Consider the following 13,869-nt stretch of genomic DNA (forward strand, 5'->3'; position numbering starts at 1 on the left):
GCGGGCAAGCCTCGCTCCTACAAGGTCCGGGTTGAACCAAAATTGTGTGTTCGACACGGACCTGTAGGAGCGAGGCTTGCCCGCGAAGGCGTCCTCAACAGCAACACAGATTTAAAGCTGCGGGGTTTCCTGATTCGGCTTGGTCTTGTCGACCCCCGGCACATGCAGGTTGCCTTCAGCCACTTGATTGCCTTCAAGCTGCGGCTGCGTGACCCACGTCAGGATGTCGTAGTAACGACGGATGTTCGCTACGAAATGCACCGGCTCGCCGCCCCGGGCGTAGCCATAACGCGTCTTGCTGTACCACTTCTTCTCTGACAGCCGCGGCAGGATCTTCTTCACGTCCAGCCACTTGTCCGGGTTCAGTCCTTCTTTCGCCGCCAGTTTGCGCGCGTCATCCAGATGACCGCTGCCGACGTTGTAGGCCGCCAGGGCAAACCAGGTGCGATCCGGCTCCTGGATCGATTCGTCCAGCTGATCCTTCATATAGGCCAGGTATTTGGCGCCGCCCATGATGCTTTGCTTGGGGTCGAGCCGGTTGGACACGCCCATGGCCTGCGCCGTGTTCTGGGTCAGCATCATCAGCCCGCGAACGCCGGTCTTCGACGTGACCGCCGCTTGCCACAACGATTCCTGATAACCGACGGCCGCCAGCAGGCGCCAATCGACTTTCTCTTTCTTGGCGTACGCCTTGAAGTGCTGTTCGTATTTGGGCAGCCGTTGCTGCAAGTGCTGGGCGAAGGTATAGGCGCCCACGTAGCCGAGAACATCGACGTGCCCGTAGTAACGGTCTTTCAGGCGTTGCAGGGTGCCGTTTTTCTTCACCTTGTCGAGGTAGGCATTGATCTCGTTAAGCAGGCTGTTGTCATCACCGGCGGCCACGGCCCAGCTCTGGTCGCTGGCGTCACCGAGGTCGAAGGCGACCCGCACGTTGGGGAAATAGACCTGGTTCATCGCCACTTCGTTAGAGTCGACCAGGGTCAGGTCGATCTGACCTTCATCGACCATGCGCAGCAGGTCGACGACTTCAACCGCGTCGGACTCTTCGTATTCAATGCCGGGAAATTTCTTTTTCAGCTCCGCCAGTTGCCCGGCGTGGGTGCTGCCCTTGAGCACCATGATCTTCTTGCCGACCAGATCGCCCGCATCGGTCGGCCGCGATTGGCCGTTGCGGTAGATGATCTGTGGGGTGACTTCCAGGTAGGAGTGGGAAAACCGCACCTGTTGTTTGCGTTGCTCGCTGCTGACCAGACCGGCAGCAGCCAGCACCGGGCCGTTAGGCTTGCCCACCTGACTGAACAGGTCGTCAAGGTTGTCGGCGGTCTCGATCTTGAGTTCCACCCCCAGATCGTCGGCGAAGCGCTTCACCAGCTCGTATTCGAAGCCGGTTTCACCGTTGCGATCCTGAAAGTAGGTGGCGGGGCTGTTTCGGGTAACCACCCGCAGCACGCCATCCTCCTTTATGCGCTCCAGTGTGTTGGGTTTATCAACACAGCCACTGAGCATCAGGAAGAGTCCGGTTGCGATCAGCCATTTGGCGTACCGCGGACGCAAAGCCGTTGGGGAAAACATCTGCGCAGTATACGCAAAGGACCACGAGCGCCATATCTCGACAGCGAAGGGCTTGTCTGGTAGGGAGCGGAAAACCCGCTTGGAGCCCGCAGGAATGGGCCCAAACGGTAATTTGTGACATAAAAAATAACCCTCGGCGAACCGCTGATGAAGGCCCAAATACCCGGCCCGACGTTCGGGTACGGCCACGCGCACCGTTTCGGGTGATGTCGCGGGCGGTTTAGGCTAGAATGCACGGCCTCAAAGCACACCCCTTCCCGAGGCTGTCCCGAAGATGTTGATCCTGCGCGGCGCTCCTGCCCTTTCTGCCTTTCGCCACAGCAAACTCCTTGAGCAACTGAGCCAGAAGGTCCCGGCTGTCAGCGGCCTGTATGCTGAATTCGCCCACTTCGCTGAAGTTACCGGCGTCCTGACCGGCGACGAACAGCAGGTGCTCGCGCGCCTTCTGAAGTACGGCCCAAGTGTTCCGGTACAAGAGCCGACCGGTCGTCTGTTCCTGGTGTTGCCACGTTTCGGCACCATCTCGCCGTGGTCCAGCAAGGCCAGCGACATCGCTCGCAACTGCGGCCTGAGCAAGATCCAGCGCCTGGAGCGCGGCATCGCGTTCTACGTGGCCGGCCAGTTCAGCGACGCCGACGCGCAGCTGATTTCCGACGTCTTGCACGACCGCATGACCCAGATCGTACTGGGCAACCTCGAACAAGCCGCCGGCCTGTTCAGCCACGCCGAGCCGAAACCGCTGACCGCGATCGACGTGCTGGGTGGCGGCCGCGGCGCGCTGGAAAAAGCCAACACCGAGCTGGGCCTGGCCCTGGCCGAAGACGAGATCGACTACCTGGTCAACGCCTTCGTTGGTTTGAAGCGCAACCCGCACGACATCGAACTGATGATGTTCGCCCAGGCGAACTCCGAGCATTGCCGTCACAAGATCTTCAACGCCAGTTGGGACATCGACGGTCAGAGCCAGGAAAAAAGCCTGTTCGGCATGATCAAGAACACCTACGTGATGCACAGCGAAGGCGTGCTGTCGGCTTACAAGGACAACGCTTCGGTGATCGTCGGTAACGTCGCCGGCCGTTTCTTCCCGGACCCTGAAACCCGCCAGTACGGCGCGGTGCAGGAGCCGGTGCACATCCTGATGAAAGTCGAAACCCACAACCACCCGACCGCGATTGCCCCGTTCCCGGGCGCATCCACCGGTTCCGGTGGCGAGATTCGCGACGAAGGCGCTACCGGTCGTGGCGCCAAGCCAAAGGCTGGCCTGACCGGTTTCACCGTATCGAACTTGCAGATCCCGGGCTTCGAACAGCCGTGGGAAGTGCCGTACGGCAAGCCTGAGCGCATCGTCACCGCGCTGGACATCATGATCGAAGGCCCACTGGGTGGCGCCGCGTTCAACAACGAATTCGGTCGTCCGGCCCTGACCGGTTATTTCCGTACCTTCGAACAGTCGATCACCACCCCGCGTGGCGACGAAGTTCGCGGTTACCACAAGCCGATCATGCTGGCCGGCGGTATGGGTAACATCCGTGCCGAACACGTACAGAAAGGCGAGATCACCGTCGGCTCCAAGCTGATCGTGCTCGGCGGCCCGGCGATGTTGATCGGCTTGGGTGGCGGCGCCGCTTCCTCCATGGCCACCGGCACCAGCTCGGCAGACCTGGACTTCGCTTCGGTACAACGCGAAAACCCAGAAATGGAACGTCGCTGCCAGGAAGTCATCGACCGTTGCTGGCAGTTGGGCGACAAAAACCCGATCAGCTTCATCCACGACGTCGGCGCGGGCGGTCTGTCCAACGCCTTCCCGGAACTGGTCAACGATGGCAACCGTGGTGGCCGCTTCGAACTGCGCAACATTCCAAACGACGAGCCGGGCATGGCCCCGCACGAAATCTGGAGTAACGAATCCCAGGAACGCTACGTTCTGGCGGTCGGCCCGGCTGACTTCGAACGCTTCCAGGCGATCTGCGAGCGCGAGCGTTGCCCGTTTGCCGTGGTCGGCGAAGCCACTGCCGAGCCGCAACTGACGGTCACCGACAGCCACTTCGGCAACAGCCCGGTGGACATGCCGCTGGAAGTGCTGCTGGGCAAAGCCCCGCGCATGCACCGTTCGGCCGTTCGCGAAAACGAACTGGGCGACGATTTCGATCCTTCGACGCTGGAAATCGCAGATTGCGTTGAACGCGTTCTGCATCACCCGGCCGTGGCGAGCAAAAGCTTCCTGATCACCATCGGCGACCGCACCATCACCGGCCTTGTTGCCCGTGATCAGATGGTCGGCCCGTGGCAGGTTCCGGTGGCCGACGTTGCAGTCACCGCCACCAGCTTCGACGTCTACACCGGTGAAGCCATGGCCATGGGCGAGCGCACTCCGCTGGCACTGCTGGACGCTCCGGCGTCGGGCCGCATGGCCATCGGCGAAACCCTGACCAACATCGCCGCCTCGCGCATCAACAAGATCTCCGACATCAAACTGTCGGCGAACTGGATGTCCGCTGCCGGTCACCCGGGTGAAGATGCGCGTCTGTACGACACCGTGAAAGCGGTCGGCATGGAGCTGTGCCCTGAGCTGGGCATCACCATTCCGGTGGGCAAGGACTCCATGTCCATGGCCACGCGCTGGAACGACGAAGGCGTCGACAAGACCGTCACCTCGCCGATGTCCCTGATCGTGACCGGTTTCGCACCAGTGGCTGACATCCGTCAGACCCTGACCCCGGAACTGCGTATGAACAAGGGCACCACCGACCTGATCCTGATCGATCTGGGCCGTGGCCAGAACCGTATGGGCGCCTCGATCCTGGCCCAGGTTCACGGCAAGCTCGGTTCGCAAGCACCGGACGTCGATGATGCCGAAGACCTCAAAGCCTTCTTCGCCGTGATCCAGGGCCTCAACGCCGACGGTCACCTGCTGGCGTACCACGACCGTTCCGACGGTGGTCTGCTGACCAGCGTGGTGGAAATGGCCTTCGCCGGTCACTGCGGTCTGAGCCTGAACCTCGACGGTCTGGCAGAAACCTCCGCCGACATCGCCGCGATCCTGTTCAACGAAGAACTCGGCGCCGTGATCCAGGTTCGTCAGGACGCCACGCCAGACATCCTCGCGCAGTTCAGCGCAGCCGGTCTGGGCGATTGCGTTTCGGTGATCGGTCAGCCGATGAACAACGGCCAGATCAACATCACCTTCAACGGCGACACCGTGTTCGAAGGCCAGCGTCGTCTGCTGCAACGCACCTGGGCTGAAACCAGCTACCAGATCCAGCGTCTGCGTGACAACGTCGAGTGCGCCGAGCAAGAGTTCGACGTGCTGCTGGAAGAAGACAACCCGGGCCTGAGCGTCAAGCTCAGCTTCGACGTCAACCAGGACGTCGCCGCGCCTTACATCAAGAAAGGCATCCGCCCACAGGTTGCCGTGCTGCGTGAGCAGGGCGTCAACGGTCAGGTGGAAATGGCGGCCGCATTCGACCGCGCCGGTTTCAACGCGATCGACGTGCACATGAGCGACATTCTGGCTGGCCGTGTCGACCTGAACGACTTCAAGGGCATGGTCGCTTGCGGCGGGTTCTCCTACGGCGACGTACTGGGTGCCGGTGAAGGCTGGGCCAAGTCCGCGCTGTTCAACAGCCGTGCTCGCGATGCGTTCCAGGGCTTCTTCGAGCGTACCGACAGCTTCACCCTCGGCGTGTGCAACGGTTGCCAGATGATGTCCAACCTGCACGAGCTGATTCCGGGCAGCGAGTTCTGGCCGCACTTTGTGCGTAACCGTTCCGAGCAGTTCGAAGCGCGTGTGGCGATGGTTCAGGTCCAGGAGTCGAACTCGATCTTCCTGCAAGGCATGGCCGGTTCGCGCATGCCGATCGCCATCGCTCACGGTGAAGGTCATGCCGAGTTCGCCAGCGAAGAAGCATTGCTGGAAGCCGATCTGTCGGGTTGCGTGGCAATGCGGTTCGTCGACAACCACGGCAAGGTCACCGAAAACTACCCGGCCAACCCGAACGGTTCGCCGCGCGGGATCACCGGTTTGACCAGCCGCGACGGTCGCGTAACGATCATGATGCCGCACCCGGAACGCGTGTTCCGCGCCGTGCAGAACTCGTGGCGTTCGGAAGACTGGAGCGAGGACGCACCTTGGATGCGTATGTTCCGTAATGCGCGCGTCTGGGTTAACTAAGGGCTGTGTATAAGCTCAGCTTTTTCGTTCCGGCCAGCCATGTCGAGGTGGTCAAGAGTGCTGTGTTCGCTGCCGGTGGTGGGCGGATCGGGGCTTATGATCACTGCGCGTGGCAGGTGCTTGGATTGGGTCAGTTTCGGCCTTTGGATGGCAGTCAGCCGTTTATTGGTGAGGCGGGGCAGGTCGAGCAGGTTGAGGAATGGAAGGTTGAGCTGGTGGTGACGGATGAGTTGATCGTGGCCGTGGTGGCCGAGCTGAAACTCAGCCATCCCTACGAGACACCGGCTTATGAGGTGTGGCGGTTGGAGGATTTTTGATCTGACTGTCGCTGAAAGGAAAAACCCGCTGACCTTTACCGGTCAGCGGGTTTTTTTTGGGGCGTTGGAATCTCCAGTGCCTGCCTGAGCCCAGTCGCGGGCAAGCCCGCTGTCACAGATTGCTCAAGTTCCCGATGCTGCCGCAGGTCGGGAAACCACCTGAACCTGTTAGTTCTTACAGTAGCCGCGCCTCAGTGGATGAGGCTTGATGGGCCTCCAATTCGAGTCATTCAAAAGGAGCTTCATCCATGACTTCAACAAAAACAGTGGGACCGGTCATCACCAGAATTGAAGGATCCGGAGTAGATATTCCCGATGGAGGTACCACTGAAGCCACCATGGTGGAAATTTTTGGCACCGCAACGCCTCGTCGGATCGTTAAGTTGCTCGACAATGGCAGCTCACCAGGATCAGCTACCGTATCCGAAAGTGGCGACTGGTTTTTCCCTTGGGACGGCGTGGTTGTGGGGGATCATGAAATGAAGGCAAACACGGTTGATGGAACGTCGCTTGCCTGGACATTTACTGTGAAGACACCACAGAAGAAACGGTGAATCCAGTTCTCCTCTATCAGGAAAAAACCACTGGGCCGGTGTCGGTCAGCGGTTTTTGTTGGGTGCTGGAATCTTCGGTGCCTGCCTGAGCCCAGTCGCGGGCAAGCCCGCTGTCACAGATTGCTCAAGTTCCCGATGCTGCCGCTAGTCGGGAAAGCCCCTGAACCTGTTAGTTCTTACAGTAGCCGCGCCTCAAAAGTTGAGGTTTGATGAACCTCCAATTCAAGTCATTCAAAAGGAGCTTCATCCATGACTTCAGCAATGCTAGTGAAAACAACCATCGCCAAAGTTACAGGAGCTAAAGGAGATATTCCCAACGGAGGCACCACTGACGACACCGAGGTATCAGTTTCGGGTAGCGCAATGCCTGGTCAGGTCGTTGAGTTGTTGAAAAATGACTTCTCACAGGGGAGTGTCGTCGCCAACAAAAGCGGCAACTGGGCCATCACGTTGACCCACCTGGCTGTGGGAAGGCAAACAATCTTTGCAAAAGCCAATGGGGAAACGTCTCAACACTGGATTTTTAATGTGATTGTCTAGTCCTGAAACAGGTGTAAACCTTATTCAGGACGGGACAGATGCCACCGCAGTAGAAATGCTGAATCCAGTTTCCTCTATCAGGAACAAACCGCTGGGCCAGTGTCGGTCAGCGGTTTTTTGTTGGGTGCTGGAACCTTCGGTACCTTCCAAGGCCTCATCGCGAGCAGGCTCACTCCCACAATGTTCGGTGTACATAGATCCAATGTGGGAGCGAGCCTGCTCGCGATGACGGACTATCAGGCACCCAAAATCTAAACCTTGGCACTCACCTCACTGCGACTGACCAACACCTCCAACGCCCCGCTTAAACTCGCCGCCTTGTCACCAATCAGCAAATGCCAAACACCCCCCTCAAGCTGACTGACTCCCTGACAACCCAACGCCTTCAAATCACCCTCCGACAACGCCTTGCCATCCGCCAGTTGCAACCGAATCCGGGTCATGGCGATGCAATCCATCTGCAATACATTGTCCCCGCCGCCCAAGGCCTTCAGCCATTGCTGTGCCTCTGAACTCGCCACAGCGGCAGGTTTCGGTGCATCGATAACAGCAGGAGGGGAGGAGACCAGCGCACGTCCCAACGCCGGCATCGCCAACCGGATCTCATCAGCAATGCTGTCCGCCATCGGCCCGACCACCACCTGCAAGCTCCCCCCCTTGCCTGGACGCACAACCGCCATCGCACCCAGGGCTTTCAACTCCGCATCGTTTGCCTTGTTGCGATCCACCATGTCCAGGCGCAACCGTGTGGTGCACGCCCCGACGGTGATCAGATTCTGCGCACCACCCAGCGCCTTGATGTAAGCCCCGGCCCGTTCATTCTCGGCGACCACAACCTTGTCACCGATCGGCACTTCTTCACGCCCCGGTGTCTTGAGGTTGAAGCGGCGAATGCAGAAATCAAACACCACGTAGTAGACCACCGCATACGCTAACCCCACCGGCACCACCAGCCAGCCGTTGGTGGATTTTCCCCAGCCGAGCACCATGTCGATGAAGCCGCCAGAGAAGGTGAAGCCGAGGTGGATGTTCAGCGCATTGGTGATCGCCATCGACAGACCCGTCAGCAGCGCATGGAGCAAAAACAGAAACGGCGCGAGGAACATGAACGCAAATTCGATGGGCTCGGTGACGCCGGTCAGGAATGAGGTCAGCGCCATGGACAGGAAGATCCCGCCCATGATTTTGCGTCGTTCCGGCAGGGCGTTGCGGTACATCGCCAGGCACGCGGCGGGCAGGCCAAAGATCATCACCGGGAACATGCCGGTCATGAACTGGCCGCCTTTCGGGTCACCGGCGAAGTAGCGCGACAGGTCGCCGGTGACCATGGCGCCCGTGGTCGGGTCGGTGAAGTTGCCGAAGACGAACCACGCCATGTTGTTGAGGATGTGGTGCAGGCCGGTGACGATCAGCAGGCGGTTGAACACGCCGAAGACGAAGGCGCCGATGCTGCCGCTTTCCATCATCAATGTGCCGAAGCCGTTGATGCCGTGCTGGATCGGCGGCCAGATCAAACCGAAGATCACGCCCAGGCCGACGGCGGCGAACCCGGTAACGATTGGCACGAAGCGCCGGCCGCCGAAGAACGCCAGGTACTCCGGCAGCTTGATGTCCTTGAAACGGTTGTACAGCGCGCCGGCCATCAAGCCGCTGACGATCCCGGCGAGCATGCCCATGTTGATGCTCGCATCGAGCACCTTGAGCGTGGAGATCATCACCAGGTAACCAATGACCCCGGCGAGGCCGGCGGTGCCGTTGTTGTCCTTGGCAAAACCGACCGCGATGCCGATGGCGAAGATCATTGCCAGGTTGGCGAAGATCACTTGGCCGGCGTCGTGGATGATCGCGATGTTCAGCAGATCGGTGTCGCCCAGTCGCAGCAGCAATCCCGCAATCGGCAGGATCGCGATGGGCAGCATCAGCGCGCGACCGAGCCGTTGCAGGCCTTCGATAAAGTATTGGTACATGGCGTATCTCCCTGGATTCTTTTTGTTGTTCAGCTCAGAGGCCACTGCTGGTGACAGGCATGACGCACCGCCCCGGCGCTGCTCAACTTGAGCAGGTCGTGGCTGATGCGTTGGCATTCGGCAGCGTCGAGGTGGCGCACGCGATCTTTGATTTCACCGATTTGTACCGGGCTGACCGACAGCTCGCTGACGCCCAGGCCGATCAGTACCGGCGTGGCCAGTGGGTCGGAAGCGAGAGCGCCGCAGACGCCGACCCAACGGTTATGAACCGCCGCACCGGCGCAGGTCTGGGCAATCAGCCGCAGCAGCGCCGGGTGCATCGCGTCGACTCGTGAGGCGAGGCCGGCGTGGTCGCGGTCCATGGCCAGGGTGTATTGCGACAAATCGTTGGTGCCGATGGACAGGAAATCCGCATGTTCGGCCAGTTGCTCGGCCAGCAACGCGGCGGCCGGGACTTCGATCATCACCCCCAGCTCCGGGCGTTCACTCACACCGAGTTCAGTGCACAACGCCTCAAAGCGCTGACGGATGTGCAACAGCTCATCGACCTCGGTCACCATCGGCAACAGGATCCGGCAGCGCGACAGCGGGCTGACGTGCAACAGCGCGCGCAGTTGCTGATCGAGCAGTTCCGGCCGCACCTGAGCCAGGCGAATGCCACGCAAACCGAGTACCGGATTGGCCTCGACCGGCAACGGCAGGTAATCGAGTTGCTTGTCGCCACCGACGTCGATGGTGCGGATGATCACCGACTTGTCGTCCATGGCGTCGAGCACGGCTTGATAGGCGAGGCTTTGCTCCTGTTCGTCCGGCGCGGTGTTGCGGTCCACAAACAAAAACTCGGTGCGCAGCAGGCCGACGCCATCGGCGCCATTGGCCAGCGCGTCGACCGCTTCTGCGCTGGAGGCGACATTGGCAGCGACTTCGATGTGCACACCATCGAGTGTCAGTGCCGGGGTGTGAGCCTGTGATTGTTGAAGCGCACGACGCTGCTGATGATCGAGTTGGGCCTGATGCACATCGGCCAGGCGTTCGGCCGTCGGCGCCAATTCGAGGCGCCCCCCGTCGGCATCCAGCACCACAGCCTGGCCTTGCGCCTGATCCAGCAGTGCCGAACCCAGTGCGACCATGCACGGCAGACCTTTGCCGCGAGCCAAAATGGCGACATGGGAAGTCGCGCCCCCCTCGGCCATGCACAACCCGGCGACGCCTTGCTGGCTCAGTTGCAACAAGTCCGACGGCGTCAGTTCATGGGCGGCAACGATGGCGCCGGCCGGTACGTCGTAATGCCAGGCTTCGCCGAGCAAGGCGCGCAGCACCCGCTGTTTAAGGTCGCGCAGATCGTTTGCGCGTTCGGCCAGCAATGCGCTGCCGAGTTGCTGGAGGACGTCGCACTGCGCATCGATCGATTGGCTCCAGGCGTGTGTCGCGGCCATGCCTTGAACGATGGAGACGTTGGCGGCGTCCAGCAGCGCCGGGTCTTCGAGCAAGGCGAGGTGCGCGGTGAAGATCGCTTCTTCGTCAGTGTTCTTGTGTTTCCTGGCCTGGGTCAGGGTGTGGTCGATTTCGCTGCGCACGGCGGTCAGCGCGGTCTCGAGGGCGTGCAATTGTTGCTCGGGATCGTGGCTGCCGGCATCCGCTGGCAGGCTGATGGCGTTCAGGCGGAACAACGGCCCCCCGACCAGACCAGGCGCGGCGCAGACGCCGTGCAGCACGCCCGCTTCGGCTGCCCGATTGCGTCGGGTAATCGGCGCCGGTGCCGCGGCATGGCTGTCTTCGGCCAACGCTGTGGACAGGGCGATCAGCAATGCTTGCAACGCCGCTTCGGCATCCGGGCCCTGGCAGCTGACCTGAACCTCGTCCTGCTCACCGACGGCCAGGCTCATGAGCCCGATCAAGCTGTCACAGGTCGCCGATTTGCCGGCGAAATGCAGCTGCGATTTGCTCTTGAACCCTTGCGCGGTCTGACGAATCAGCGCGGCCGGACGAGCGTGCAGACCGCCGCGATGAGCGATGCAAACGTGGCCGAAAAGCTCTTCGCCCGACAGGTCCACGTCCGCTTGCGCGCCCGGCGCCAGCCGGCGAATGATGTGCAGCAGCGGGTCGCCGACCTTCACCGATTTCAGCGTAATGGGCCGCGCCTGAAAGTCCTGGCTGTTGGTCAGGATCATCAGGCTGACCAGGCTTTTGCACTGCTGCGCGACCTTGTCCAGGTCGTAGCGCAACAGCGGCTGGCCGTTGCTGACCCGCGCGCCTTCCTTGACCAGCATCGAGAAGCCTTCGCCCTGCAACTCGACGGTGTCGAGGCCCAGGTGCAACAGCAATTCGGCACCGTTATCGGCACGCAAGGTGACGGCGTGACCGCTGCGGGCGACGTGCACCACGACACCGGCGCAGGGGGCGTGAAGGGTGTCGTTCAGCGGGTCGATGGCGATCCCGTCGCCCATCGCGCCGCTGGCGAACACCGGGTCCGGGACTTTGGCGAGCGTGAGCACCGGGCCGCTGAGCGGGGCGCTGAGGGTCAGCTCTTTATTGTTGTTATGCATGGCTCGGTCTCAAAAAATACAGTTCGGATCAACGCGGTCTCTGTAGGAGCGGGTTGCCATTCGACTAGTGCGTGCGTGTGACTTTGCTGAGGTGCCGCGGTTGATCCGGGTCCATGCCACGGGCCACGGCCAAACCGGCGGCCATGACGTAGAAACTCTGGATCGCCAGAATCGGATCAAGGGCCGGGTGCTCGGCGCGGGTCAGGGTGAGGTCGCGTTCGGCGATGTCATCCGGTGCTGCCAGCAGAACCCGAGCGCCGCGCTGGCGCATGTCCGCGGCGAGGCTCAGCAACCCGGCCTGCTCGGCACCCCGTGGGGCGAAGATCAGCAGGGGATAATTTTCATCGATCAATGCCATCGGGCCGTGACGCACTTCGGCGCTGCTGAAGGCTTCGGCCTGAATCGCCGAGGTTTCCTTGAACTTGAGGGCCGCTTCCTGAGCGATGGCGAAACCGGCGCCACGACCGATCACCATCAAGCGTTGGCAATCGCGCAGGGTGTCGATGGCCAGGCTCCAATCCTTTTGCGCCGCCTCGCGCAGACCTTCCGGCAAGGCGCTGCCGGCTTCCAGTAACTCCACGTCTTCTTTCCAATGGGCAATCAGACGGGCACTGGCGCTGAGGGTGGCGATAAAACTCTTGGTCGCCGCCACGCTGCTTTCAGTGCCGGCGCACAGCGGCAGGCTGAATTCGCACGCGGCTTCCAACGGCGAGCTTTCGGCGTTGACCATGGAAATGCTCAGGGCGCCGCGCTTGCGCAACAGACGCAGGCTGTTCACCAGGTCTGGACTTTGCCCCGACTGCGAGAACGCAAACGCCACCTGGCCGCTGACCTTCAACGGTGCCTGTTGCATGGTCACTACCGACATCGGCAACGACGCCACCGGGATGCCCAGTTGCTGCATGGTCAGGTAGGCGAAATAGCTGGCGGCATGGTCGGAGCTGCCGCGAGCGACGGTCATCGCTACTTGCGGCGGCTGACGGCGCAGGCGCCCGGCGATCTCGATCATCTGCGGGTCGAGTTGCTGCAGTTGAGCTTGCACGGCCTCGAACGAGGACAGCGCCTCTTCAAGCATTTTTGAAGTCAATGTCTTCTCCTTCGACCATGACGGCGGTGAGTGTGAGTGAGCGATCCAGCCGCACGCAGTCGGCCCAGCTGCCGGGTGCAAGGCGGCCGCGTTCTTGAAGGCCGAGGTAATCGGCGGGGAATTGCGAAAGACGTTGCGAAGCCTCGGCGATCGGCAATCCGATCTTCACCAGATTGCGCAGGGCCTGATCCATGGTCAGCGTGCTGCCGGCCAGAGTGCCGTCGGGCAAGCGCACACCGCCCAGGCATTTGGTCACGGTGTGGCTACCAAGCTTGTATTCACCGTCGGGCATGCCGGCGGCGGCAGTGGAATCGGTGACGCAATACAGGCACGGGATCGCGCGCAGGGCCACCCGCATGGCGCCGGGGTGCACGTGCAGCAAGTCCGGAATCAGTTCGGCGTATTTGGCGTGGGCCAGCGCTGCACCGACGATGCCCGGCTCGCGGTGATGCAGCGGGCTCATGGCGTTGTAGAGGTGAGTGAAACTGCTGGCGCCGGCCGCCAGCGCCGCGACGCCTTCCTCGTAACTGCCGAGGGTGTGGCCGATCTGCATGCGGATGCCGCGCGCACTGAGGGTGCGGATCAAGGCATCGTGGCCGGCGATTTCCGGGGCGATAGTGATCACCCGGATCGGTGCCAACGCCAGGTATTCCTCGACTTCGGCCATCAGCGCAGTGTGGGCAAAGTTCGGCTGGGCGCCCAGCTTGCCGGGGTTGATATACGGGCCTTCAAGGTGCACGCCGAGCACTCGGGCGCAGCCTTTTGGCCGCTGCTCGCAGAACTCGCCGACGGCTTTGAGCACGCTGGAAATCTCTGCCGGCGGCGCGGTCATGGTGGTCGCCAGCAACGACGTGGTGCCGAAACGCACATGGGTTTTGGTGATGGTTTCGAAGGCCGGCGCACCTTCCATGATGTCTTTGCCGCCGCCGCCATGAACGTGCAGGTCGATGAAGCCGGGTAGCAGATAAGGCAAGTCGTTGTCGGCCGGATCGCAGGGCTCGCCTTCGATGGACACGACCTTGCCGTGTTCGTGAATCAGCCGGCCGCGAACCCAGCCGTGGGCGGTGAGGATGTTGTCTTGGGACATGATCGGTTCTCGGTTTTAGCGGCGAAGC

General features: G+C 61.4%; 9 protein-coding genes. 4 read left to right on the forward strand and 5 right to left on the reverse strand.

Annotated features, from left to right (window positions below):
- Positions 1 to 111 precede the first annotated feature (111 nt).
- The gene (gene mltF, locus ACYZT6_RS03100; protein ID WP_462025678.1) at positions 112 to 1,572 is read right to left on the reverse strand and encodes a membrane-bound lytic murein transglycosylase MltF; all 1,461 of its coding nucleotides are present in this window, start codon (positions 1,570 to 1,572) and stop codon (positions 112 to 114) included.
- Between the two features lie 274 nt (positions 1,573 to 1,846).
- On the opposite strand from mltF, the gene purL reads away from it, so the two are divergent.
- The 4 genes from purL to ACYZT6_RS03120 all read left to right on the forward strand — a co-directional run bounded on the left by purL (position 1,847) and on the right by ACYZT6_RS03120 (position 7,154).
- Positions 1,847 to 5,743, forward strand: a complete 3,897-nt coding sequence (purL, locus tag ACYZT6_RS03105; RefSeq protein ID WP_462025679.1) for a phosphoribosylformylglycinamidine synthase — start codon at positions 1,847 to 1,849, stop codon at positions 5,741 to 5,743.
- Positions 5,744 to 5,748: 5 nt separating this feature from the next.
- Complete coding sequence (locus tag ACYZT6_RS03110) at positions 5,749 to 6,060, forward strand: NGG1p interacting factor NIF3 (RefSeq protein ID WP_462025680.1); 312 nt, start codon at positions 5,749 to 5,751, stop codon at positions 6,058 to 6,060.
- A 248-nt stretch (positions 6,061 to 6,308) separates the two neighbouring features.
- Positions 6,309 to 6,614, forward strand: a complete 306-nt coding sequence (locus ACYZT6_RS03115) for a hypothetical protein (RefSeq protein WP_462025681.1) — start codon at positions 6,309 to 6,311, stop codon at positions 6,612 to 6,614.
- A 249-nt stretch (positions 6,615 to 6,863) separates the two neighbouring features.
- Positions 6,864 to 7,154 carry a hypothetical protein gene (locus ACYZT6_RS03120; protein WP_462025682.1) on the forward strand — a complete coding sequence of 97 codons (291 nt, stop codon included), beginning with the start codon at positions 6,864 to 6,866 and terminating at the stop codon, positions 7,152 to 7,154.
- Positions 7,155 to 7,405: 251 nt separating this feature from the next.
- On the opposite strand, the gene nagE is transcribed toward ACYZT6_RS03120, so the two are convergent.
- The 4 genes from nagE to nagA all read right to left on the reverse strand — a co-directional run bounded on the left by nagE (position 7,406) and on the right by nagA (position 13,841).
- Positions 7,406 to 9,121, reverse strand: a complete 1,716-nt coding sequence (nagE, locus tag ACYZT6_RS03125; protein WP_462025683.1) for an N-acetylglucosamine-specific PTS transporter subunit IIBC — start codon at positions 9,119 to 9,121, stop codon at positions 7,406 to 7,408.
- 29 nt (positions 9,122 to 9,150) lie between these two features.
- Positions 9,151 to 11,667, reverse strand: a complete 2,517-nt coding sequence (gene ptsP, locus ACYZT6_RS03130) for a phosphoenolpyruvate--protein phosphotransferase (RefSeq protein ID WP_462025684.1) — start codon at positions 11,665 to 11,667, stop codon at positions 9,151 to 9,153.
- 64 nt (positions 11,668 to 11,731) lie between these two features.
- Positions 11,732 to 12,754 carry an SIS domain-containing protein gene (locus ACYZT6_RS03135; protein WP_462025685.1) on the reverse strand — a complete coding sequence of 341 codons (1,023 nt, stop codon included), beginning with the start codon at positions 12,752 to 12,754 and terminating at the stop codon, positions 11,732 to 11,734.
- Positions 12,735 to 13,841 carry an N-acetylglucosamine-6-phosphate deacetylase gene (nagA, locus tag ACYZT6_RS03140; RefSeq protein WP_462025686.1) on the reverse strand — a complete coding sequence of 369 codons (1,107 nt, stop codon included), beginning with the start codon at positions 13,839 to 13,841 and terminating at the stop codon, positions 12,735 to 12,737. Before nagA ends, ACYZT6_RS03135 begins: the two co-directional genes overlap by 20 nt.
- Between the last annotated feature and the right edge of the window lie 28 nt (positions 13,842 to 13,869).

Source organism: Pseudomonas sp. RT6P73, from assembly GCF_054897715.1.